Annotated in this window: 23 protein-coding genes; all 23 read left to right on the top strand. The window is 63.2% G+C overall.

Annotated features, from left to right (window positions below):
• Positions 1–5 precede the first annotated feature (5 nt).
• The 23 genes from OSH12_RS23850 to OSH12_RS23740 all read left to right on the top strand — a co-directional run bounded on the left by OSH12_RS23850 (position 6) and on the right by OSH12_RS23740 (position 22,133).
• A complete protein-coding gene (locus OSH12_RS23850) occupies positions 6–467 on the top strand; it encodes a helix-turn-helix domain-containing protein (protein WP_266346140.1) in 462 nt (153 codons plus the stop codon).
• A complete protein-coding gene (locus OSH12_RS23845; protein ID WP_266346139.1) occupies positions 464–1,645 on the top strand; it encodes a helix-turn-helix domain-containing protein in 1,182 nt (393 codons plus the stop codon). Before OSH12_RS23850 ends, OSH12_RS23845 begins: the two co-directional genes overlap by 4 nt.
• Positions 1,617–2,324, top strand: coding sequence for a transcription termination/antitermination protein NusG (gene nusG, locus OSH12_RS23840; protein WP_266346138.1), 708 nt, complete (start codon positions 1,617–1,619; stop codon positions 2,322–2,324). The genes OSH12_RS23845 and nusG overlap by 29 nt, the downstream gene beginning before the upstream one ends.
• 658 nt (positions 2,325–2,982) lie before the next feature.
• Positions 2,983–3,591 carry a phage terminase small subunit P27 family gene (locus OSH12_RS23835; RefSeq protein ID WP_266346137.1) on the top strand — a complete coding sequence of 203 codons (609 nt, stop codon included), beginning with the start codon at positions 2,983–2,985 and terminating at the stop codon, positions 3,589–3,591.
• Positions 3,592–3,594: 3 nt separating this feature from the next.
• On the top strand, positions 3,595–5,265 hold the full coding sequence (locus OSH12_RS23830; protein WP_266346136.1) for a terminase large subunit: 1,671 nt from the start codon (positions 3,595–3,597) through the stop codon (positions 5,263–5,265).
• 100 nt (positions 5,266–5,365) lie between these two features.
• Positions 5,366–6,613, top strand: coding sequence for a phage portal protein (locus OSH12_RS23825; protein WP_266346135.1), 1,248 nt, complete (start codon positions 5,366–5,368; stop codon positions 6,611–6,613).
• On the top strand, positions 6,591–7,445 hold the full coding sequence (locus OSH12_RS23820; RefSeq protein ID WP_266346134.1) for a head maturation protease, ClpP-related: 855 nt from the start codon (positions 6,591–6,593) through the stop codon (positions 7,443–7,445). The genes OSH12_RS23825 and OSH12_RS23820 overlap by 23 nt, the downstream gene beginning before the upstream one ends.
• A gap of 10 nt (positions 7,446–7,455) precedes the next feature.
• Positions 7,456–8,874, top strand: a complete 1,419-nt coding sequence (locus OSH12_RS23815; protein WP_266346133.1) for a phage major capsid protein — start codon at positions 7,456–7,458, stop codon at positions 8,872–8,874.
• Positions 8,875–8,942: 68 nt separating this feature from the next.
• Positions 8,943–9,374, top strand: coding sequence for a hypothetical protein (locus OSH12_RS23810; protein ID WP_266346132.1), 432 nt, complete (start codon positions 8,943–8,945; stop codon positions 9,372–9,374).
• A 39-nt stretch (positions 9,375–9,413) separates the two neighbouring features.
• Positions 9,414–9,737 (top strand): hypothetical protein, encoded by a 324-nt coding sequence (locus OSH12_RS23805; RefSeq protein WP_266346131.1) that lies wholly within the window; start codon positions 9,414–9,416, stop codon positions 9,735–9,737.
• Positions 9,734–10,372 (top strand): hypothetical protein, encoded by a 639-nt coding sequence (locus OSH12_RS23800; protein WP_266346130.1) that lies wholly within the window; start codon positions 9,734–9,736, stop codon positions 10,370–10,372. The genes OSH12_RS23805 and OSH12_RS23800 overlap by 4 nt, the downstream gene beginning before the upstream one ends.
• 161 nt (positions 10,373–10,533) lie before the next feature.
• Positions 10,534–10,716, top strand: a complete 183-nt coding sequence (locus OSH12_RS23795; protein WP_266346129.1) for a hypothetical protein — start codon at positions 10,534–10,536, stop codon at positions 10,714–10,716.
• On the top strand, positions 10,716–11,384 hold the full coding sequence (locus OSH12_RS23790; RefSeq protein ID WP_266346128.1) for a hypothetical protein: 669 nt from the start codon (positions 10,716–10,718) through the stop codon (positions 11,382–11,384). The genes OSH12_RS23795 and OSH12_RS23790 overlap by 1 nt, the downstream gene beginning before the upstream one ends.
• Before the next feature lies 1 nt (position 11,385).
• Positions 11,386–11,820, top strand: a complete 435-nt coding sequence (locus OSH12_RS23785) for a phage tail terminator-like protein (protein WP_266346127.1) — start codon at positions 11,386–11,388, stop codon at positions 11,818–11,820.
• A 24-nt stretch (positions 11,821–11,844) separates the two neighbouring features.
• Positions 11,845–13,320: a phage tail tube protein gene (locus tag OSH12_RS23780; protein WP_266346126.1), complete on the top strand. Its 1,476-nt coding sequence runs from the start codon at positions 11,845–11,847 to the stop codon at positions 13,318–13,320.
• A 46-nt stretch (positions 13,321–13,366) separates the two neighbouring features.
• Positions 13,367–13,768: a hypothetical protein gene (locus tag OSH12_RS23775; protein WP_266346125.1), complete on the top strand. Its 402-nt coding sequence runs from the start codon at positions 13,367–13,369 to the stop codon at positions 13,766–13,768.
• A gap of 74 nt (positions 13,769–13,842) precedes the next feature.
• Positions 13,843–14,136 (top strand): phage tail assembly chaperone, encoded by a 294-nt coding sequence (locus OSH12_RS23770; protein WP_266346124.1) that lies wholly within the window; start codon positions 13,843–13,845, stop codon positions 14,134–14,136.
• A complete protein-coding gene (locus OSH12_RS23765; protein ID WP_266346123.1) occupies positions 14,123–16,921 on the top strand; it encodes a phage tail length tape measure family protein in 2,799 nt (932 codons plus the stop codon). The genes OSH12_RS23770 and OSH12_RS23765 overlap by 14 nt, the downstream gene beginning before the upstream one ends.
• A complete protein-coding gene (locus OSH12_RS23760) occupies positions 16,921–17,544 on the top strand; it encodes a hypothetical protein (protein ID WP_266346122.1) in 624 nt (207 codons plus the stop codon). Before OSH12_RS23765 ends, OSH12_RS23760 begins: the two co-directional genes overlap by 1 nt.
• Positions 17,544–18,170, top strand: a complete 627-nt coding sequence (locus tag OSH12_RS23755; protein WP_266346121.1) for a hypothetical protein — start codon at positions 17,544–17,546, stop codon at positions 18,168–18,170. The genes OSH12_RS23760 and OSH12_RS23755 overlap by 1 nt, the downstream gene beginning before the upstream one ends.
• Positions 18,170–18,583: a DUF6950 family protein gene (locus OSH12_RS23750; RefSeq protein ID WP_266346120.1), complete on the top strand. Its 414-nt coding sequence runs from the start codon at positions 18,170–18,172 to the stop codon at positions 18,581–18,583. Before OSH12_RS23755 ends, OSH12_RS23750 begins: the two co-directional genes overlap by 1 nt.
• On the top strand, positions 18,580–21,216 hold the full coding sequence (locus OSH12_RS23745; protein WP_266346119.1) for a phage tail protein: 2,637 nt from the start codon (positions 18,580–18,582) through the stop codon (positions 21,214–21,216). The genes OSH12_RS23750 and OSH12_RS23745 overlap by 4 nt, the downstream gene beginning before the upstream one ends.
• Complete coding sequence (locus OSH12_RS23740; protein WP_266346118.1) at positions 21,216–22,133, top strand: hypothetical protein; 918 nt, start codon at positions 21,216–21,218, stop codon at positions 22,131–22,133. Before OSH12_RS23745 ends, OSH12_RS23740 begins: the two co-directional genes overlap by 1 nt.

The following is a 22,133-nucleotide window of genomic DNA, read 5'->3' as shown; positions in this document are numbered from 1 at the left end:
TGCTGATGACGCGCGAAATGCGGGTTGCAGCCTGCCGGCGATCACTCGCCTTGCTGCTCATCCATCACGGCGCGAAACCACCTGGCGAAGAGGCCCGCAAAGCCGTGGCGCGCTTGCAACGAGAGATGCTGGCCGCGCGCCGTCGCCTTCAACCGGCCTGCGAGCAGGCAACCGCAGCGATTGCCGCCAAGCCGGCACGCCGGGCGGCGACAGACGAGGATCTGGCGCGAATCCGCGAGATCTCCGGCGAGGTCATGCTTCGGTGTGGCTTCAAGGAACACGAGCTTTTCTCGCGGCGACAGGATCGAGCGTTGGCGCGAGCGCGGCACGAAATCATGTACCGGGCCGCCAACGAGACCAGCCTTTCGCTGCCACAGATCGGCCGCTTCTTCGGACGGGATCACACGACCGTGCTGCATGGGATGCGTAGGCACGCCGAACGCATCGGCGCGGAGGCAAGCCTGTGAGCGGACCTCGCTATTCGATCATTCATGGCGACGCTGCGACCGATCCTCGCCTCAAGGGCAAGGCACTGCAGGTGCTTTGCATCCTCGGCCGGCACACGGATCGCGGTGGATGGTGTTCGCGCAGCCAGGTGAAGATGGCGGGGCAGCTGCAGTGTGCCCGCTCGACCATTCAGGCCGCCATTTCGATCCTTGTCGAATGCGGATACGTACAGCAGCAGGAACGGTTTCATCCGAACAACGGTAAGCGGTCGCATGAATATCGCGTGCTGCTCGACGACAAACGCCCGGCTGAATTCATCAATAACTCTGATGAATTGGATGAGGACGACGACGACATCTCGGGCGATACTGCGCCCCCCCATGCCGGTATACCGGCATCCCCCATGCCGCCCCAGAACCGGCATGGGGATGCCGGTCCAGAACCGGCATCCAATAGAACGACCTCTTCTAATAACGACTTGGAGAGAGACGCGCGCTCGCCGCTGGGCTCTGGATTGGAAATTCGTAAAAAGCTCGACGCCGGGGCCGAGCGAGCCGCACTGGCCGAGGTAGCGCGGGCCGATGAGGCGTTCATGTCTCAGTTTCGGCAATGGCCGAAGCAGGACACCGACAACATCGTCCGGTCGCACGGCAGCTGGCTGCGGCTCTCCGAGGCTGATCGAGCCGCTGCAAGCGCTGCGGTGCCGGTGTTCATCGCAAAGCTGCGCATCGACAGGGCGCATTGCCGGTTCTTCACCTTCATCGAAGAGCGGAAGTGGCTGGATCTGGCTGTGAAGGCGGGCGGCGTATCTGCGAGCAGCACGTTGCTGCCAATCGAGCCCGGCACCGACATGTGGTGGGTTGTCTTCTGGCGGCGCTGGAAGAACGGCGAGCGGATCAAGTTCATGTTTGATCAGGCTTTTCCTATCGGAGCCCAGCCGCGACAGGGTGTTGGTGTGCCGGCTAACTCCGTGCCGAAGCCGGGGGACGTCGCGGCTCTAGAGACGATCGCCGTGCGCGATTCATCCGGTGCCGTGACGCCGGAGTTCCGTGCTTGGGCCGATCGGATGTCGAAGGATCTCGTCTTCCGCTTCAACGCAAACGACCTGCGCATGCCCTTCATCAAGGTGCCGAGCCAGTGGCCGCCTGGGCATGAAGGGCAGATCCGGAATGAATTTAGTGAAGCGAGTGGTCTCTGAAATGGAAATGGCGGCGGTAGATCTCATGACGGCACAGCACGGCAAGATCTGGCAGATCGGCGAGATTGTCGACTTCCTCCCGTCCGCCTCTGAGCGGTCGGAGCGACGGCCTTCCGAGGGTTGGTTCATCGTCTATACGGGCGGTTGTGATGAGCGGAGGGCTGCTGCAGCGCTCTCTCTAAGAGGATGGGCGGTCTACCTGCCCATCGTCGCTAAGTGGGTGCCGGTGAAGAAGCGCGGCGGGTTGAGGGCGGAGCGCAAAAAGCGGAACAAAGGCGAAGCAAGCGAGCCGATGCGTCGAATCGAGGTGCCGCTCTACCCTCGATATCTCTTCGTAGAGGTCGTGCCGAAGGTCTCTACATGCTGGCCGCTGATGGACGTGCCCGGCGTGTCGCTGGTTCTAAAAAGAGACGCCGACACCTTCGTTAGCCTCGACAGGGAGGCGATTGCTGACATTGAGCGCCGTGTCGCAACGCATGATAGTGCGCCGCCGAAGCGGGCTAACCTGTTGAAGCCAAAGGCAGGAACCCCGATCAGGATCACTGGCGGGCCATTCGCTGACTTCACGGCTATCGTGACGCCTGGTGGCCATGAGGCTGAGGTAAAGTGTGAACTAGAACTGTTCGGGCGCCCGACCCCAGTGCGTGTCGATCTTGACGACATCGATGTGCTCGAATAGCGATGGGGCAGGACGAGAGCGACTGGTTCCCCAACGCGGCCAAGAATAGGTCCTGAGCGTGGGCAGTCCCCCCAGATGACGGTGTAGCCGATCATCGCAAATGGCGACGCATGGCCCGGATGCAGAGATGCAGGCCGGGCCTAGTTGTATCTAGGGTATGCCTGTCTCTCCGCCCATCTATCGTAGGAACGGCATCCCGCCTGAAGCCGAGCTTCGGCGTGAGGCGGACAGGCTGAGAGGCAGTGCCAGGCAGAGAGGCTACACAGCCCGCTGGGATCGCGCCGCTCGTAGGTTCAAGGATCATCACCCGCTCTGTGTCGGCTGCCTCGCCGTCGATGTGGTCGAGCCGTCAAAGGTGGTGGATCACGTTATCCCGCATCGCGGTGACGACGGGCTCATGTGGGACGAGACCAACTGGCAGGCCTGCTGCAAGTGGCACCACGACGTGGTCAAGCAGATGCTCGAGGGAATGGTCGCCCGCGCCGAGGCCAGTCTTGATGACCTCCACCTCGACAGCGCTCGGGCGCGCGAAATGACCCGAAGTCTTCGGCGAGGGGGTGGGGGGGTCTGAAGTTGGTGGCGCTGGGGCGTCGGACCGCTGGGGGGGCAAGCATTTTCCCCCGCGAAATTCCGCGAACACTTTTTTTTGGAGACGGCTGTGCGCGGAAGACGTCCAGATATCGCCTCGCAGGAGGACAAGGGCAATCCCGGTAAACGTCGGAAGGCCAAGCCTACGATCGATGCCCGGATCAAGTTGCTCGCAGATGCGCCGTCGGCATCTACCGACGTGCTGGCGCCGCCGCTTATGTTTGGCCTCGAGGAGTTCGAAGGCGCCATTCAGATCTGGAACGAATACGTTCCCGAGCTTCGGCGCCGCAACATTCTCGACCGCCTCGATCGCCACACCATGGCGATGTATTGCTACTACCTCGATCGGTTTTGGTCGGCGGTGAAGAAGCTGGCCAAGGATGGTGACACGCAACGTGTCAGGACCACATCGGGCGGCTACCGTATCCACGATCATCCTGCCGTCGCTCACCGCGACGATGCCGCCAAGGTCGTGATGGATCTCTCTGCCCGCTTCGGCTTCACGCCGCTCGATCGGTACAAGTTGATACGCGAGCTGACAGGCACCGGGGCATCGGCAGGGCCGCTGTTCGGCGACAGGCAGGATAGTGGGCCGGAACAGCCGTCGATGCCGATGGATGCAACAGAGAACGACACCATCGCCGGCTTCGCCCGCCGCCATTCGAGCAAGCCGAACTAAGCCATGGCGGTAATGGCTCGACCTGCCTGGGTCGACGACGCGGCTGGGTTCTCTTTCGTCGCTCGTGAATGGGACAAGTCCGCCGCCGTTTCTGGTGCCTGGTTCGATGCGGTTCTGGCCAACCGCATCGTAGAGCAGTGGCCGCGGTGGTTTCGCCATACGGAGGGACGTTGGGGCGGCAAGCCTTTTGTCCTTACGAAATGGCAGGCCTGCATCGTGCGACTGCTGTTCGGCTGGAAACTGGCTGACGGCTATCGGCTGTACCGGCGCCTCCTGCTCTGGATCGCCCGCAAGAACGGCAAGAGCGAGTTCCTGGCAGCACTTGGCTTGGCGTTTTTCCTGGTCGACGGTGAGTTCGGTGGTCAGGCTTATGCATTCGCTTCCTCCGAAGCGCAGGCGCGCATTGTCTTCGAGAAGGCGAAGACGATGGTGACGCTGTCGCCGGAACTGATGAAGGAGATCACGCCCGCTGCGGACTCGCTCTTTGTCCAGTCGCTCCGGGCCAAGTTCGTACCGCTCTCCGGCAAGGCTGTCGGCAAGCATGGCCTCTCCGCTTCGGTCATCCTCGGCGACGAGATGCACGAATGGCGTGATGGCGAGTTGATGAACACGCTGCACCAGTCGACGTCGGCCCGCGATCAGCCGATTGAGCTCCTGGCTTCAACCGCAGGCCTCAAGGGACGGGGCTACGGAGAGGTGATCTTCGACGAGAGCCGTCGTATTGAGCGTGAAAGCCGTGGTGAGGGAGCGATCGCCGATACGCTCGTCGTCATCTTCGCAGCTGAGCCTGAAGACGACTGGACCGACGAGCAGGTCTGGTACAAGGCAAACCCTAATCTTGGCGTCTCGCCAACCCTTCGATTCCTGCGTGAAGAATGCGCAAAGGCGAAGGATGCGCCGCGCCTCGAGGCGGACTTCAGGCGCTACTATCTCAATCAGTGGATCGGCACGGCCGATCGGTGGATCCCGCTCGACAAATGGGATGCCGGCGCTCCCGACAAGGAGCGTTGGCGCAAAATTGAGATGGAGATGCTGGGGCGGAAGCGTCGTGCCTGTTTTGGCGGGCTCGACCTTTCATCGACAAGCGACCTGACGGCCCTGGTCTGGATCTTCCCGCCGGACGGCGCAGACACACGTTGGCTGATCCTTCCGAGGCTATGGGTGCCGGCCGCGAGCATCGAGCTTCGGGCTCGTCGCGATCGTGTCGGGTATGATGCTTGGGCCAAGAGCGGCGCCATCCGCGAGACGGAAGGGAACAGCGTCGACTATGCGACCATCCGAAAGCAGGTGATCGCCGATGCGGAGAGGTTCGATGTCCAGAACTTGGCCGTCGATCGACTGTTCCAGGGCCATGAGACTGCGGTGACGCTCGCCGAGAGCGGTGTCCCTGTCGAGTTCTTCGGCCAGGGCTTCTACTCGATGTCGCCGGCCGCGAAGGACTTCGAGCGCCTGGCCATTTCCAGCCAGCTCGACGCCGGCGGACATCCCTGCATGCGCTGGCAGGTCGATCATGTCGCCTACAAGCAGGACGACGCCGGCAACATTAAGCCTTCGAAGGTCCGATCTTCCGAGAAGATAGACGGCGTCGTCGCGCTGATCATGGCGATCGGCGTGGCATTCCGACCCGGTGACGGACCATCCGTCTACGAAACTCGCGGCGTGCTCGCGATCTGAGGATCATATGGGTCTGTTCTCATGGATTGGCGCTCGCCCGAGCGAGACTGTTCCGCCGCCGGAGGCATTGTCTCCGCCGTCGGAGGACATTACTCCGGCCGTGGCAGGCATCCGTGCACAAGGCGAACAGATTGCTGTTCGAGATCTCGGTGACCCTGTCATTCGTGACTTCATGCGGGGCGGAACCGAAACCAAGTCAGGTGCGGTCGTCACGCCGGACGGGCTCATGCGGGTGTCGGTTGCCTGGCGCTGTATCGGCCTCATCTCGGGCGCGGTGGCCAACTTGCCGCGCGATATCATCATCCGTGTTGACGAACGTCACCGCGAACCGGCCGTCGATCACCCGGTGCGGAACCTCCTGACGCGCAAGCCTAACCATTGGCAGACGCCAGAGGAATTCATCCGCCAGCTGCAGGCGCATGTCCTGATCCGTGGCAACGGCTACGCCCTCAAGGTCAAGGTCGGCAAGCGGATTACAGCGCTGCTTCCGATGCATCCGGACCGAGTTTCGGTCGTCCAGCTGCCTGACTTATCTCTTGACTACACCTACCACCGTCCGAACGGCGCCCAGATCCGGCTCAAGGCCGATGACGTCTTTCACCTTCGCGGGCTTTCGCTAGATGGCGTCACCGGTCTCTCGGTGATCTCGTATATGCGCGAGGCTGTCGGGCTCGCCATCCAGGCAGAGACAGCTGGAGCGCGACTGTTCAAGCATGGCGTCATTGCCGGGCAGGTCTACGAGCATCCTGATCGAATGTCGCCGGAGGCATACGGCCGGCTGAAGCAGTCGATCGAGGAAAAGTACGCAGGCGCCGAGAATGCGCACAAAGCCATCATCCTCGAGGAGGGAATGAAGGCTTCCGACAAGGTCGCGATGACCGCCGCAGACGCCGAGTTCATCGCTGTCCGTGAATTCCAGCGGCAGGATATCGCCACATTTTACGGCGTACCGCCGCACATGATCGGGGCTGGTGCTGGCCACAACTCTAATGCCAGTCCCGGCATGCTTCAGATGTCGACGCTGTTCGTTCAGTACTCGCTGCAAGATCATCTGACTATGTGGCAGGGCGCTATAAGACGCGACCTGCTCGATGGTGGCGATCCGCGGCTGGAGGCCCGATTCTACACTACGGGCCTTCTGCGCGGTGACCCGGCAGCGCGTTGGGAAACCTATAAATCCGGCCTCGATCGCGGGGTCTACAGCCCTGATGAAGTCCGGTCCTACGAAGACATTAACCCGCGGCCGGACGGCAAGGGTGGCGAATACACCGTCGCTTCTAACCTGGTCGGCAACCGGGCCGACAACTCCAAGGAGAAAGACCAGAATGTCGATCCGGCCGCTTCCTGAGATCCCCGATTTCCAGATCTCTGCCGATATGGGCTGGGACATGCGGCCTGATGCGGTGGACCGTTGGCAGGCTGGCGTAAAGGCTGCCGACGCGCCCGAAAACTCGATCTCTATCTACGAGACGATAGGTCATGACTATTGGACCGGCGAGGGCATGACCAGCAATCGCGTGGCCGGCATGCTGCGAAAGATCGGTGATGCCGACATCGTCGTGAACATCAATTCGCCCGGCGGCGACTTCTTTGAAGGGGTCTCGATCTACAACCTCCTTCGCCAGCACAAGGCGAGCGTGACGGTCCGTGTCATGGGCGTTGCCGCTTCCGCGGCCTCCGTCATCGCTATGGCCGGCGACCGGATCGAAATTGGTGCAGCCAGCTTTCTGATGATCCACAACGCTTGGGCCGGTGCCGTCGGCAACCGACATGACTTCCGCAAGGCGGCCGACATGCTCGAGCCGTTCGATGCCGCCATGGCGCAGGTCTATGCTGCCCGGACCGGCATGGACGTCCTGGCAGCCGCGAAGCTCATGGATGGCGAGACCTGGATCTCGGGGGCGAGTGCGCTCGACATGGGATTCGCGGACGCGCTGCTCGACGGCGACAAGATCGTCGAAGACGCCCAGGCCAGTGTGGCTGCTTCGTCCGTGAAGGCGCTCCGCCGCGTAGATTCTCTTCTCGCAAAGCAGAACATCTCCAGAAGCGAGCGGCGCGAGCTGTTCGCCAACATCAAGCGGAACACGCACGACGCTGTTCCTACGGCCACGCAAGACGCTGGCCATTCGGACTTCCTCGCCTCGATCCAATCGACGATCCGCACGATCGCCCAAAACTAGGAGCTACCCCATGCGTGGGATTTACGTGTTCGCGGCGCTGGCCGTCGCGGCAACTCTCGTCGCGTCCATGGCGCTCGCCGACGGCGGCGCCGCCGTCGCCCATTTTCACCTCGGTGCCGGCTCGGCCATCGCCAGCATGATCGCTCCGGTGGTGCCGCGCGGGCTCCAGTTCGTGCGCGCCGAGACCGCACCGACCGTGGCCGACCTGAAGGCGGCGATGGATCTGCTTGGCAAGACCTTCGCCGAGTTTCGGACTGAAAACGACAATGCCTTGAAGAGCAAGGCTGATGGCCTGCTCACGGAAAAGGTCGACCGCCTCAATGCGGCGGTCGGTGAACACCAGGCCGCTGTCGATGACATCGCCCGCAAGATCGCCGCGCTCCAGCTCAACGGCAACATGCCGTCAGGCGGACGGGTCTACAGCGCTGAGCAGCTGGCTTATTTCGCCAGTGTCGACGGCTGGATGCGTGGCACGGTCGACGAACGGGACATGAAGGCCCTGCAGGCGAAAGCCGGCTTCCAACCCGTTTCGGCTGCCATGACCACGCAGTCGCAGCCGGACGGCGGCTTTCTCACCCGTCCCGAGTTGGACTCGACGATCGACTCGGTGCTCAAGGTCGTATCGCCCATGCGTTCCCTGGCCACGGTTCGCTCGATCGGTGGCTACAGCTACTCCAAGTTGGTCAATCAGCACGGCACGACTTCCGGCTGGGTCGGCGAGGGCGACAACCGCGTCCAGACGCTTGCGTCGCAGCTCTCCGAGCTGAGTTTCCCGGCAATGGAGCTTTACGCCATGCCGGCGGCGACCCAGACGATGCTGGACGATTCCTTCATCGACCTCGAAAGCTGGATCAGCGATGAGGTCACGCTGGAGTTTGCGCAGCAGGAAGGTGCGGCTTTCGTCTCGGGCAACGGCGTGAAGCGGCCTTGGGGCTTTCTCGCCTATGAGAACGTCGCGGACGCGAACTATGCCTGGGGCAAGCTCGGCTATGTCGGTACGGGCGTTTCGGGCGCGTTTCCGGCCAGCAATCCGGCCGACGTGCTGATCGACCTGTTCCACGCGCTGAAGGTGCCCTACCGCAACGTCGCGAGTTGGACGGCGAACAACAAGACGCTCGGCACTCTGCGTAAGCTGAAGGACGGCCAGGGCAACTATCTGATCAACATCAACTTCAAGACCGATGGCGTGGTCAGCGAGATGCTTGGTCGACCGGTGGTCGAGATCCCGGATATGCCGGACATCGCCGCCAATTCCTATGGACTCGCCTTTGGCGACTTCAAGCGCGGCTATCTGATCGTCGATCGTGTCGGCATCCGCATCCTGCGCGATCCCTACACCGCCAAGCCCTACGTGCTGTTCTACACGACCAAGCGCGTCGGCGGCGGCATCCAGAACTTCGAGGCTATTAAGCTTCTCCGCTTCGGCTGAGTTGGTGCCGGCCGGCGGTGGCCATCTGCCGCCGGCAACCTTTCCCTCAATCCAGATAGGAGCGCACCATGCGTGACCTCGCTACGAAAATCGCTGCCGTTGCCGCGCTCGGCCCGGTGGCCGCGAATGCCGATGCCACCTCTGCGGCGATCGATCTTCAGGGGTATGACGGCGCAACGATCGTTCTCGGCATCGGCGTCGGGGGTATCGCCTTCGATGCCACGAACAAGATTGAGTTCGTCGTGACCCATTCCGACGATAACGTCTCCTACTCCCAGGTCGCTGCCAGTGATCTCTGCGGGCCGAGTTCGCCTGCAGCAGTGAGTGGCGGCATCGTGAAATCGCTCGTGGCCGCACATCCCGCGATCGAGAGCTTTGCGGTCGGTTATGTCGGCAACAGGCGCTACCTGAAGGTGCTGGCCGACTTCTCCGGGACGCATGGCACAGCCACGCCGCTCTCCGTCACCGTCATCAAGGGCGCTCCTCGCCGGGCGCCGTAGGCGTCACCAGCAGGCCCAGCCAGCAAGCAGGAGATCCAAATGGCTGAAATTAGCGCGATCGTCGTCTCTCCCTTCAAGGGGGTGCGGGACGGAGAAATCTACCCTCGCGACATTGAGGTGGGCGATACGGTGGTGGGCGACCTGGCCGTCTCTGCCCTCCGCGACGGGATGGCTGAACTTAGGGATGGCGATGCGGACCATGGCGCTGATACGGCTATCGTCAATCTCGGCCGCCTCAAGCTCGACGAGCTTAAGGCGCTGGCGGCGGAGCGCGGTATTGAGCTGGGTAAGGCGCAGACCAAGGCCGAGATCATCGCGGTACTCGATCCCGCGACGCTCCCGACGGGACCGTCCGCCACATGAGCCTCGCCCTCCTGACGCCGGCCGAGGCGCAATCCGGATATCCGAGCGCACACGCCTTGCTTACGCTCGCCGAACTGCGCACGGCGGCCGGCTTCGGGGTGGGTGGGACGGACGACGAGGTGACGGCTCTGGGTGACGGCATCGCCCTTGCCGTCGCCCGGCACTGCGGCGTTGCGTCGGCGGGGCTCGCTCCGCCGACGCTGCGTAAAGAAACGTTAGTTGAGACGGTACGGCTCGATGCTGTCGTCACGCGACTTATTCTGCGCCGCCGTTTCATCAGTGTTTTGAATGTCGAGCAGGGCGGCACAGCACTTGATCTTTCGCAGATAGAGGTTGAGGCCGGGGCTGGGATGGTCTCCCGTTTGTCGGCCGGCGGCCACGCAAAGTGGTGTGGTGGCCCTATAGCGGTCACCTATGAGGCTGGCTTCGACGATGTCCCGGCAGATATCCGCATGGCCGCCATCTTGGTAGCGCGCCAAGCCATTTCGGCGCAACGCCGTGACTTGGCCGTGAAGGTCGATGCCGTCAACGATGTCGATCGCGTCGAGTATTTCGATCCGACCATCTTTGGCGCCGACATGATCCCGCCGGCTGCGATGCGGCTGCTCGCAGCCTACAAGACGGAAAACCTCTAGCCATGGCATCGCCGGAAGAGACCCGCGGTCGATACAGACGCTCGATGGATAGGCTCGGTGAGTCTGTCATGTTGCGTCGAGTCGGACCGCCTGCGGTTGAGAAAGTTGTCCCCGGTCGGCTGCTTGGTTTCGCGCCAGAGGAATTGGTGGGGTCGATCACCGTGGCTGATCGCCGGGTGCTTGTCCTGGCTGAGGACGTCGAGGCCAGCGGCTGGCCTGGAGCCCTGCGTAAGGGTGACAAGGTCGTGATCCGGGGGCGTGTGTCGAACATCCAGTCCATCGACGACGATCGTCGTCGGGTTGCCGGCGTCTTGATCGCCTATGAACTGGTTGTGCGCAGCTGATGGCTATCTCTTCGCGGATCGATTCTATCGAGCGCGATATCGCCGTGATGCTCGATGAGACGCTGTCGCCGGAGGCGCGAAGTCTTGAGTTGGCGGCCTTCGCCAGGCGCGAGCTTGCCGAGGCGCAGCGGGTAAACCAGCAAGTGCTCGGCATGGTGCCGCCGCATGATACCTATGTCGACGGTCGGCCGAACGCGTCCGTCGAAACAGTGCGTCCAGACGGTGTTGTCGTGTTCGAATTCGAGATGCTGCAGGACATCTTCGCCCAGATTGGCGAGATGCTGGTGCAGGCATCGCCGGTCCGAACCGGCCGATTTGCGCGGTCGTTCCTGTTCCTCGCCGATGGCGCAGTGGTCGACCCCGGCGCCCTCGTGCCGCCGGCCTCGGAATATGTATTCGTCAGCTCCGTCCCCTACGCCCGCAAGATCGAGCAGGGGCTGTCGTCCATGGCGCCGGACGGCGTGTTCCAGGCTGTCGCCGCGATCGCCTCGAGGCGGTTCTCAAACCTCGCATCGATCACTTTCTCTCATGTCGTGCTGCAGGCGGGGATGATCGACGACTGGGCTAGTACCGATGGCGCGATGCGGCACGCCAGCCGTCACCATCGCCGGAAGTCGCCGGGCGAATGGCTACGCCGCCAGCCGGCTATCAAGATCAGGACGTACTGACATGCCGATGCAACAAGTTGTAGCCGCGGTCGAGGCCCGGCTCGCTTCCGGCTGGGCGTTTTGCCCGGTTCGCGGCTTCTCCGACGACAATGGCGACACGCCAGGCGATGCCTCCGCCTTTCTCGTCGTCCAGTACCCGGTCGCAATGTCGAGCCAGATCACCATCGGCGCGCCGGGCGCCAACGTCTTTCGAGAAGAGGGCGCTTTCCGCCTGGTGCTGGCGATGCCGCGCACGATCGAGGGCCGGCTGCTAGCCCTGATCTGGACCGACGAGCTGGCAAAACTGTTCCGTGCCAAGCAGTTCGGCGCAAATGCCGACTTCATGGGCGTCACGACCTATGCCCCGACGTCCCCGTCGATCGAGGACGACACCGATAACGGCAACTACCTCCTGCTCTCGATCGCCGTTCCCTACCAGGCCGACCTACTCGGCTAACCCCTCTATAGACGGAGACGTTTCATGGCCGACCTTCAGTCGACGAACCGTGTTGCCCTCGCCAAGGTCCGTGAGGCGACCTTCGGTGTCACCCCGCCGACCCCAGCGTTCAAGAGCATCCGCCAGACCTCTTCCGGTCTCGCCGCCAGCCCCCAGACCGAAGTGTCGGCCGAGATCCGGCCCGACCGCCAGGTAACCGACCTGATCCTGGTCGGCATGCAGGCCGGCGGCGATATCGGCGGCGAGCTTTCGTTTCGCTCGGTCGACGACGACTTTGAGGAAGCGCTGCAGGGCACCTGGTCGAGCAAGCCGTCGATCGAGGTGGTGACGCTGGACACGCAGATTTCCGACGTGTCGGCCACGACCCTGACGGTTGCCGCCGGCCTTGGCACGCCGTTCAAGGCCAACCATTTGGTGGTGCTGACCGGATTGCCGACGGCGGCTAACAACAAGGTCGCCAAGGTTTCGTCGGCGACCAGCACCACCATCGTGTTCCCGGCCTCGACCTTCGTGGCCGAGACGGCACCCATCCCTGTTGGCGCTGCTGCTCGGGTGGTTGGCTTTGCCGGAGCATCGGCCGACATCGCCGCAGTCACGATCGGCGGCAACGCGCTCGCCTCGACTATCCTCGACTTCACTACACTCGGCCTGCATGTCGGCGAGTGGATCCGGATCGGCGGCACGACGGCCAACAGCTTCTTCGCCACGGCCGGCACGAACGGCTGGGCGCGCATCGCGGCGATCAGTGCCAACCGCCTGTCCCTCGACAACGTCCCGGTCGGCTTTGCCGCCGATGTCGGCACAGGAAAATTGATCGAGATCTATGCTGGCGACTTCCTGGTCAACGGCTCGAGCAAGCGTTCGAACACGATCGAGCGCCAGTATCTCGACCATGCGCCTGTGACGTTCGAATATCTGCGCGGCCAGACGCTCGACCGGCTTTCGGTGAATGCGCCGGCGCAGAAACCCGCCGCCTATTCCCGGACCTATGTCGGTGCTGATGCTGCTGTCCAGGCGTCGCGTTTCGCTGGCGCCACCGACATCCCGGCGCCGACCTATCCGGTGCTCAACACCTCGTCGAATGTCGGCCGCATCGGTTTTGGTGGGTCATTGCTGTCCGGCCCGAACTTCGTGATGTCGGCGCAGTTCGAGATCAACAACAACCTGCGTCGGCAGAACGCGGTCGGCTCGATCGCCGCCGTCGGCATCGGCAACGGCGAGTTCTCCGTCACCGGCACGCTGGAGACCTATTTCGGAGACTCGAGCGTCTATCAGCAGGTCATCAACAACACGCTGACCTCCTACGACATGCGGCTCGGCCGCCAGGACGGCAATAAGGAATCGCTGCTGTTCGACTTCCCGTCGATCAAGCTTTCCGGCGGCTCGCCAGGCGTCTCCGGCAAGAATGCCGATGTGATGTTGTCGGCCGGCTTCACCGCGATCATGGATGCCGTCAAGGGCTACACCATGAGCGTCGGCCGGTTCTGGTTCCTGCCGTAGCGCGCGAGCCGCCCCTTCCTCACTTCTCACAACCCGGAACCTCACGATGAAGCTCGCAAATCTCAAGATCGACTCTGCCAAGCTCGAACAGGGCGCCTGGGTCGGCGACATCCCGGCCCTCGGCAACATCCGCCTGCATGTGCGCGGCCTCGGCAATGACGACTATCGCCGTCGCCAGTCCGAACTGGTCGCCGCGATCCCGCGCCATCTCCGCAAGGAGCCGGCCGAGCAGGACAAGCTGACGAACACCCTGATCGTCGAGACCCTGCTTCTGGGCTGGGAGCATGTCGAAGACGACAAGGACAAGCCGCTGCCGTTCACCCGCGAGAATGCGCTGCTGATCCTCGCCGATCCCGATATGCGCGCCTTCAATGACGGCGTCATCTGGGCCGCTTCCACCGTTGCCGAGCGCCGCAAGGCGGATCTCGATCTCGACGCGGGAAACTGACAGGCGCCCTCGACTGGCATCTCCAGTGGGGGGCGCATGCCGAGAAGATCGCTGCCGCTGCGCGCGACAGCGGAATGCCGATCGCGGACCTGCCGTTTCTGGCCGCCCGCGAAGATCCAGACGATGCGCTGCGCTTCGTCTGGGACGCGTTCTGGAACCTGACGACCGACCGGCCGGTTGGCTTCGCCACCGGGCCAATTCCATGGTCGGCGGTCGATCGCTACGCCGGGCGATACCGGCTTGAGGCTGCTGACAGCTTTGAGCGCTTCCTCGCCCTGATCCGGTCGATGGATAGCGCCTATCTCGAACATCTCGAGCGCGAGCGCGAGAAAGCTCGGAAAGACAATCCCGCCAATGGCCAGTCTTGAAACCATCCGCCGGCTGTCGATTCGCGGTAGCTCCGAAGGTGTCGTCGAAGCCGCAGCCAATCTGCGCCTGGTCGACACGGCGCAGAAGCAGGTTGCGGCTTCGGCCGGTCCTTTGGCAATCGCGACCGACACCGTTGCAAAGAAGGTGACGTCGTCGGCCGGCGCCTATGACCGGCTGCGCCAGTCGATCGACCTCGACTATCGCGCCCAGATGCAGATGGAAAAGGGACAGCGCACGATCAACGCGGCGCTCGAGCAGGGCGTCACCGACGCGCAGGGCGCTGCCAACGCCATCGACATGCTGACGGCCAAGTATGCGCGCCTGCACGGCGCCATGAGCGTCAGCGTCTCGCCAGGCCAACTTATCGGCGCGCAGGAATCGGGTGCGTCGGCCAGCGCCAGTGCGGCGGCGTTCGCTGCTGAGCTTGACCGGCTCGACGAGATTGCCGTGCTGAAGGCGCAGCAGATCGGCCAGAACTTCAATCAGACCCTAAACGCCAGTTTCGCCACGACGGGCAAGTCGGCTCGCGACAGCGCTTCGGTGTTCGAAGACGCCGCGCGCGCCGAGGGCCTAATGGCCAAGGAGGCCGCGCAGCTGCGCGCCCAGATCAATCCGCTCGGTGCCGCGCTGGACCAGATGAACGCCGAGCTGGCGCAATATTCCAGCCTGGCCTCGGCCGGTGCGATCAACGCCGGGGAACTGGCGCAGGCGCAGGCCATGGCGCGCTCCCGGTACGACGCCACGGCGGGCTCGCTCACCACCATGAGCCGCAACACCAAGCTCGCCACTCATGAGGTGACGAACCTCACCTATCAGCTCAACGATATCGCCACCGGCCTCGCGACTGGCCAGTCGCCGTTCATGATCTTCGCCCAGCAGAGCGGCCAGCTGACGCAAATCTTCGGCAATCGCGGCATTCGAACCGCCCTCGTCGGGACGTTTCAAGGTTTGGCGTCGATGGTCAGCCCGGTCACATTGGCGTTGGCCGGACTTGCGGCCGGCGGCTGGGCGGCCAGCATGATCTTCAAGAAGATGCGCGGTGATTCCGAAAGCCTCGAGGATGTGCTGAAGCGTCACCAGACGGTGATCCAGACCCTCAAGGCCAGTTATGGCGACGCCGCGCCAAAGCTCGAGGCTTTTGCAGCTGAGGGCCGGAACGTGGCCGAGGTCCTGGCCCGGATCCAACAGAACGATCTGCAGGACCAAATGAAGAAAGCTTCCGAAGCGCTGCAGTATGGCTTCGGCGATCTGGCGCGTGGCGCCAGTGGCGGCGGCTTTGCCATGGCCGAGCAGTTCAAATCGCTGGAAGCGCCGCTCAACCGCTTCTTCGAAAGTGTGCGCTCGGGCCAGCCCGATGTTCGCAAGCTGCGGTCGGAAGTCGCCAATCTGGCGAACCTCGATCCGACCAACAAGGCGCTGGGCGACTCCGTCAAGAAACTGATGGAGATCACGGACACGGCCAACCAGGCTCAGGGCTCGCTCTTGGGCCTGACGGGAGGATTTGATGCGGCCGGCGCGGCTGCGCGGCGCAACCAGGTCAGTCTCGACAACTACGCCAACGCGCTGAAGACCATCTCTCAGATCTCCCTGCCGCAGCTCTCCGATCTCGAGCAGGTAGACAAAGCGCTCGAGACGGCGCTCGGCAGCACCGCCAGCGCTGCCGACAGGGCTGGGGCGATCAGCGTGGCAGCTGCCGCTCGGCAACGCATTGCCGATAGCCAGGTGCCGCTGCCGAAGTCGAAGCCGAACTATCTCGGCGCGAACCCGGACGGCAGCTATGGCGCCGCCGCCGGCAAGGCGGCCGAGCGCGAAGCCAACGCCTACCGCGACCTGATCAAGAATGCCAACGACCGCATCGATCAGCTGCATGTCGAGATCGAGACGGTCGGCATGGCGGACGCTGCGGCGGAGAAGTACCGCATACAGCAGGAGCTGCTGGCTAGCGCCACCGACAAGGGGCGGTCCGTCTCGGAGCCAATGCGCAAGGAAATCGAAAGGATCGCCGACGAATACGCGCAGCTGGCAGAGCAGGTGGCGAAAGCGCGGCTGCAGCAGGATCTGCTTTTCGATCGTCGCCAGCTTGGTCGGTCGGCGATCGACCAGACCGTCGCTGCCGCGCTGCGTGGCGCCGGTCTGCCGGAAGATCTCAACTCGACCGAAGCGCAGATGATCCGGCTCAACGAACAGCTGGCGATCGGCAAGGATATGTCGATGGATTTCGCCTCGAGCTTCATCTCGGGCCTTCGTGAAGGACAGTCCGTCATGGAATCGCTCGGCAACGCCCTCAACCGGCTGGCCGACAAGTTGATCGAGATGGCCCTAGACCAGGCCATCAGCGGCCTATTTGGCAACCTGATGGGCGTCATGGGCGGCGGCGGCTTCATGTCGATCGGCGGCACCGGTGGCATGTTCGCCAAGGGCGCGGCCTTCTCCGGCGGCAATGTCGTTCCCTTTGCCAAGGGCGGCGTGGTCACTGGTCCAACGACGTTCCCAATGTCGGGCGGACGCACCGGTCTGATGGGGGAAGAGGATTTCGAGGCGGTTGTGCCGTTGCGGCGAACGTCGAATGGGCGGCTCGGTATCGAGGCAGTCGGCGGTGGCAGTGGTGGTAGTGCGGTCTTTCACTTCCAGAACTCGAGCCCGATCATCATCCAGGGAAATGCCGGCGAAGATACCGTCAGCAAGATCGAGGCAATGGTCGCGCGCCGGGAAAAGCAGTTCGAAGCGCGGATTCCCGACATCATCCGCCGCGCCAAGCAGAACCGACAACTGGCGGTCGGCTGATGGCAAACACTGACCTCATGAGCGCGCTCGTCATATCGGGTGTGACCTTCTCGATCGACTACGGGCAGGAGTCATCGGGGCAGGCGGGCGGGCAGACCCGGGTGAAGGATCTCCGCTCGCCGCTCTGGCGGATGAAGGCCGATTGCTCCACGCTGACGCTGGATCAACTAAGGCGGGTGCGGGCGATCGTTGGCGCGCTCGGGGGCTCGTTGGGCAGCTTCTACGCCTGGGATCCGGCTGCGCAGTTTCCGGCGGCCGATCCCGATGGGGCAATCCTCGGCGCCAGCAATGTCCTGATCAGCGGGCTCGGTGCCGGAGCGAAGAACCTTCTTTTGAAGGGGCTGCCGGCCGGCTATGTGCTGACCGTCGGCGATATGGTCTCGTTCGACTATGGCACGTCGCGCGCTTTACACCAGGTCGTGACGCCGTCCGTGGTGGCCAACGGCTCAGGCGTGACGCCGGAGTTCGAGATCCACCCGCCACGGCGGCAGGGCGCCGCCGTAAACAACGTCGTCTCGCTCAAGCGCCCTTCCGCCGAGATGCGGATCGTCGCCGGCAGTCTCAATCTGAGCGCGGATGGCATGATCGGCCAAGCCGGCTTTGAAGCCGTGCAGGTGATCTGATGCGCTCGCTCGATCCGGCTGAACTTGCTGCCATCGTCGCCCGCACCGTCGTCGCGCGTGACCTTGTTGTCATTACCGTGAAGGACCGCATTACCGGAAACTCGTCCGACGTTGGTTTCTGGTCGGATGCCGGGTCCCTCTCTTGCCTCGTCAAGAACGGCCGGACTGGGGTGGTCGAGACCAAGTCTTTCGTCGGCGGCGCGCTCGTCTCGATCGGCGATATTCCGCTGATCTCCGACATCTCGGTGCGGACGGTCGACGTCGTGTTGTCGGGCATCGACGCCTCGGTGATCGATGCGACCCGAACCTATGATGCTCGCAATGCGCCGATCGCGATCTACCGCGGCTATCTGAACCCTGACACGCTCGAACTGGTGGCGCCAGCCAAGTCGCGTTTCGTCGGCTTTATCGACGAAGCGCCGGTTGTCACACCGTCCGAAGGTGGTGCCTCGACGGTGACGCTCTCCTGCGCCTCGCACACCCGCGAACTGACACGAAAGAACCCGGACGTTCGCAGCCATGAGAGCCAGATCCTGCGCAAGTCCGACGACGATTTTTATCACGACACCAGCGTGGTCGAGACGTGGGAAATCTTCTGGGGGAAGGAAAAGGGGCGGGCAGGCTGATGGCCCTTCATCGTATCCCCACCTGGCGCACCGCCCTGCATGAAGCGATCGAGGCGCACCGTCGTATCCCGTTCGCGTGGGGTGATCACGACTGCGCACTGTTCGCCGCCGACTGCATCAAGGAGATGACCGGCCTGGATCTCGCCAGTGGCTTTCGCGGTTCCTATCGCTCGGCTGGTGGCGCGCACCGCGCCCTGAAGCGGGCCGGCTATCCCGATCTTGTCTCGCTCGCCGCCAATTTCTTCGAAGAGATCCAGCCGATGATGGCTGGAGCCGGCGATATCGCGGCTTTCGATACGCCGGACGGTTGGGCGCTTGGCGTCGTCGCCGGTGAGCGCGTGACCGTGCTCGGCCTGGATGGGCTCGGCACGCTCGATCGCCTCACGGCTGCAAAGGCATTTCGAATCCCATGATCCGTCGCACCCTTCGAACCGCATCGACTGCGGCGCAACTGCTGCTTTGCTCGACGGCGCTTTGCCAGGCTGTTCCGATCATCGGGGCAATCGGCGCGTTCGCCGGTTGGCTCGGCGGCGGTGGCATCCTCGCAGGACTGGTTGGAGGTGCGCTCAAGCTGGGTATCGGGCTCGGCATCAGTTACCTCGCGCAGAGCATCTTCGGAAAGAAGCAGCCTGTCGGAGGCACTGGTGGCGCTTCCGGGACAATGCAGAGCGGCGGCGCCGTATCGCGCAGCTTCATCATCGGCCGAGCCATGACGGCTGGCTCGCTCGTCTATCGTGGCACTTGGGGTCAGGACGACGGCACGCCGAACGCCTACTATCACAGGGTGATTTCCCTCTCGGATCTGCCGGTGAAAGGGCTGGCCGAGGTTTGGGTCAACGGTTCAAAGGTCACCTGGGACCCGTCCACGCCGTCGGGCACGCAGCGCGCGATTCCCGAGTACAACAATGATGGTGATCGGCTCTGGATTCGCTTCTACGACGGCGAGCAGACCACGGCCGATGCCCAGATGGTATCGCGGTTTGCAGGCTCGGCGCGGCCCTGGAAAGCGACACGCGTCGGCACGGGCGTCGCCTATGCCGTGATCATCGCTCGCGTTAGCGACAAGGTCTTCTCTGGCTTCCCGCAGTTCAAGTTCGTGCTCGACGGCGTGCCACTTTATGACGTCCGCAAGGACAGTGCCATGGGTGGCTCGGGCGTGCAGACCTGGGGTGATCCCTCAACCTATTCGCCTGCGCCCGCGAACCTTGCTGTGCAGGCCTACAACGTCATTCGCGGCATCACCTATAAGGGCAAATATTTCTTCGGCGGCCAGACTGTTTCCGGCCCGCAGTTGCCGATCTCGTCCTGGTCTGCTGCGATGAATGAATGCGACCTGTCTGTCCCGCTGGTCGGCGGAGGCACGGAAGCGCAGTACCGCGGGGGCGGCGAAATCTCGCTCGACACTGATCCGGCCGATGTTGTGGCGGAGATGATGAAGGGCTGCAACGGTAGACTGGCCGAAGTGGGCGGCGTCTACAAACCGCACGTCGGAGCCCCGAGCACGTCGGTCTTCTCCTTCACCGATGAAACGATCCTCTCGACGGACCCGCAGACCTTTGAACCCTTCCCCTCGCTGGCCGAGGTCATCAATGCGGTGACCGGCAAGTACATCGAGCCCGGCGAGGGTTGGAGCGCCAAGGATGCGCCGCCGCTTTATTCGCTCGCGCTGGAGGCGGCCGACGATGGCCGTCGCCAGGTGGCAGACGTCACTTATGGGCTGGTGACCTCGGGCACGCAGGTGCAGCGGCTGATGAAGTCGGCGCTGGCCGAGGCCCGTCGCTTCCGCCAGCACGCGCTGCCGATGCCGCCTGACGCCTTCCTGCTCGAGCCGAACGATTTCGTGTCCTGGACATCGGCCCGCAACGGCTATGTCACCAAGCTCTTTCGCGCCGACGCGGTGCAGGATCTCGGCAACCTCAACATCGGCTTGAACCTGACCGAAGTCGATCCGGCGGACTATCTTTGGATTCCGGGTGACGACGAGCGGCCGGTCATCACGGCGCCGACGGAAGTCATCCGGCCGCCGGCGCAGCCGATCATCGACTGGAACGCCGTCCCGATCACGATCCGGGGTGACGGCGACAGCATGCGGGCTGGTATCCGCATGTCGTGGGACCCGAACATCGACGACGTCGACGGCGTGCAGTTCGAGGTGCGCCTGGCTGTCGATCAAACGATGGTGCTGCAATCCGAGACCGACCGCGTCGACGCCGGCGCGATCGAAATCTCGCAGTCGATCCTCGGCCTGACGCAGTATGAGGTGAGGGGGCGCTACCGGCCCGCATCGCCGCGCCCGGCCGCCTGGTCGAGCTGGCGCGCAGTGCTGACCCCAGACATCGCAGAGGGCCTGACGCAGCAGCAGCGCTATGAGCTCGCGCTCATGACCAATGACGCCCAGGGCTCGATGCAGGCCCTGCAGGACCAGATGCGTGAGTTGATCGAACAGGTCGCGCATACCTCGGCCGAAGAGGCTGGGCAGGGCTTTCTGCAGCGACAGGAAATTCGTCAAAGCGTGATTGCTTTCAGCGGCAACATCTCCGCCGCCATCATGCGCGTCACGACGGCCTTCGTTGAAGGCGATGCAGCGCTGGCTTCTGACCTTGTCGCGCTCACAGCCGTCAGTGACGAAAACCAGGCCGCGATCCTAAGTGAATCGACAGCCCGCGCCGATGCCGACGATGCTCTCGCGAGCATGGTCACAGCGGTGCAGGCGATCGCGGATCAGGGGACGGCTGGCGGCTTTATCAAGTTCGAAGCCGTGTCGGCGCCGTCCGGCGTGACGGCGCGGTTCCAGATCTTCCTCAACGTCGGAACGTCGGGAACGCCGAGTTGGAAAGACGCGGGCTTCATGCTCGAGATCGTCGGCGGTGTCGCGCGTTGCGTCATCAAGGCGGACCAGTTCGTCCTCGGTGACGCGACAACCGGCGTCATCCCGTTCTCTATCGTCGCCGGCATTCTCTATGCGCGCCACCTGGTCCTCCAGTCGTCCAATGATGTTGTGAAGCTGGACCTGAGCAACGACGCGCTCATCTTCTCGGAGCCCTGATGGCCGATAATCCCCGCCTGTTCGCCGGCGAGCTTTCGCCGGGTGACTTTCGAGCCCGCATCAGCAAGCCCGGCCAGGACGCGTCCGATCCGAACCTGCCGCGTGACCAGGTGGATTTCGATACCGCCTGGCCATTCGCCGGCAATATCCACGCGGTTCTAACTAAGGCGACGGGCAGTGGCACCGTCGCCAACCCATTCGAGTTCACGTTTCCGGCGCTTCCCTATGTCCCTTGCGTGAAGTGCTTCCTGGTCAATCCAGTCGCCTTTCCACAGGCCTCGGACGACATCTCCTGGGTCCACCAGTTCGTGCAGACCATCACGTATGAGTGCTTCAAGGATCGGCTGAAGTTCTACACCATCGGCGCGAACTCATATGCCGGCCTGATGGTGGTCATCGTGTTCAAGATTCCTGCCAGAGACGTTGATGGGGCCGGAACCGACCCCCACCCATTGGCCCGCATGATGATGGGCAAGCGAGGTGCCGATTACGGCCTCTATTCGTCGCGGCCCGGTCGCGACGTTCGAACCTGCGCCAAGTCGCAGATGATATTCAGTTCGGACGATACCTTCATCACCATCAACGGCACGCTCTCGAACTGGATAAGGGGAGCGGCGAGCGCCCCGACCGACAACGTCTATACGGAGATTGGATTCACCTATCCGTGGAAGGGTTATAAGCCGGTCGTCCTGTTCTTCTGCACGATCTCTCAAACGGCCAACAACGAAAACCAGATCTACCACCTGCCGTCCGACAGGGTGGTGAACACGTGGGGTTCTGGCTATCCGGCTGACGGGTTCGTGCGCTTGCGGGATGACCAACCAGGAGTGGGAAGGGTTCATCTGCGCAGGATCGGAAGCAATTTCTGGCTCAACTATTCGATCATCGTTCTCGACATCCCGCTTCCCCTGCCGTGA

This window comes from Kaistia terrae (assembly GCF_026344005.1).
Taxonomy (GTDB): domain Bacteria; phylum Pseudomonadota; class Alphaproteobacteria; order Rhizobiales; family Kaistiaceae; genus Kaistia; species Kaistia terrae.
This window is presented reverse-complemented; position numbering and strand designations above follow the sequence as displayed.

Coding starts and splice junctions, on each gene's coding strand:
- OSH12_RS23820 (WP_266346134.1), top strand. CDS start 6,591: ATGTCGATCCGGCCGCTTCCTGAGATCCCCGATTTCCAGATCTCTGCC.
- OSH12_RS23780 (WP_266346126.1), top strand. CDS start 11,845: ATGGCCGACCTTCAGTCGACGAACCGTGTTGCCCTCGCCAAGGTCCGT.
- OSH12_RS23815 (WP_266346133.1), top strand. CDS start 7,456: ATGCGTGGGATTTACGTGTTCGCGGCGCTGGCCGTCGCGGCAACTCTC.
- OSH12_RS23750 (WP_266346120.1), top strand. CDS start 18,170: ATGGCCCTTCATCGTATCCCCACCTGGCGCACCGCCCTGCATGAAGCG.
- OSH12_RS23800 (WP_266346130.1), top strand. CDS start 9,734: ATGAGCCTCGCCCTCCTGACGCCGGCCGAGGCGCAATCCGGATATCCG.
- OSH12_RS23790 (WP_266346128.1), top strand. CDS start 10,716: ATGGCTATCTCTTCGCGGATCGATTCTATCGAGCGCGATATCGCCGTG.
- OSH12_RS23765 (WP_266346123.1), top strand. CDS start 14,123: ATGGCCAGTCTTGAAACCATCCGCCGGCTGTCGATTCGCGGTAGCTCC.
- OSH12_RS23745 (WP_266346119.1), top strand. CDS start 18,580: ATGATCCGTCGCACCCTTCGAACCGCATCGACTGCGGCGCAACTGCTG.
- OSH12_RS23850 (WP_266346140.1), top strand. CDS start 6: ATGACGCGCGAAATGCGGGTTGCAGCCTGCCGGCGATCACTCGCCTTG.
- OSH12_RS23785 (WP_266346127.1), top strand. CDS start 11,386: ATGCCGATGCAACAAGTTGTAGCCGCGGTCGAGGCCCGGCTCGCTTCC.
- OSH12_RS23805 (WP_266346131.1), top strand. CDS start 9,414: ATGGCTGAAATTAGCGCGATCGTCGTCTCTCCCTTCAAGGGGGTGCGG.
- OSH12_RS23775 (WP_266346125.1), top strand. CDS start 13,367: ATGAAGCTCGCAAATCTCAAGATCGACTCTGCCAAGCTCGAACAGGGC.
- OSH12_RS23770 (WP_266346124.1), top strand. CDS start 13,843: ATGCCGATCGCGGACCTGCCGTTTCTGGCCGCCCGCGAAGATCCAGAC.
- OSH12_RS23810 (WP_266346132.1), top strand. CDS start 8,943: ATGCGTGACCTCGCTACGAAAATCGCTGCCGTTGCCGCGCTCGGCCCG.
- OSH12_RS23740 (WP_266346118.1), top strand. CDS start 21,216: ATGGCCGATAATCCCCGCCTGTTCGCCGGCGAGCTTTCGCCGGGTGAC.
- OSH12_RS23830 (WP_266346136.1), top strand. CDS start 3,595: ATGGCGGTAATGGCTCGACCTGCCTGGGTCGACGACGCGGCTGGGTTC.
- nusG (WP_266346138.1), top strand. CDS start 1,617: ATGAATTTAGTGAAGCGAGTGGTCTCTGAAATGGAAATGGCGGCGGTA.
- OSH12_RS23760 (WP_266346122.1), top strand. CDS start 16,921: ATGGCAAACACTGACCTCATGAGCGCGCTCGTCATATCGGGTGTGACC.
- OSH12_RS23755 (WP_266346121.1), top strand. CDS start 17,544: ATGCGCTCGCTCGATCCGGCTGAACTTGCTGCCATCGTCGCCCGCACC.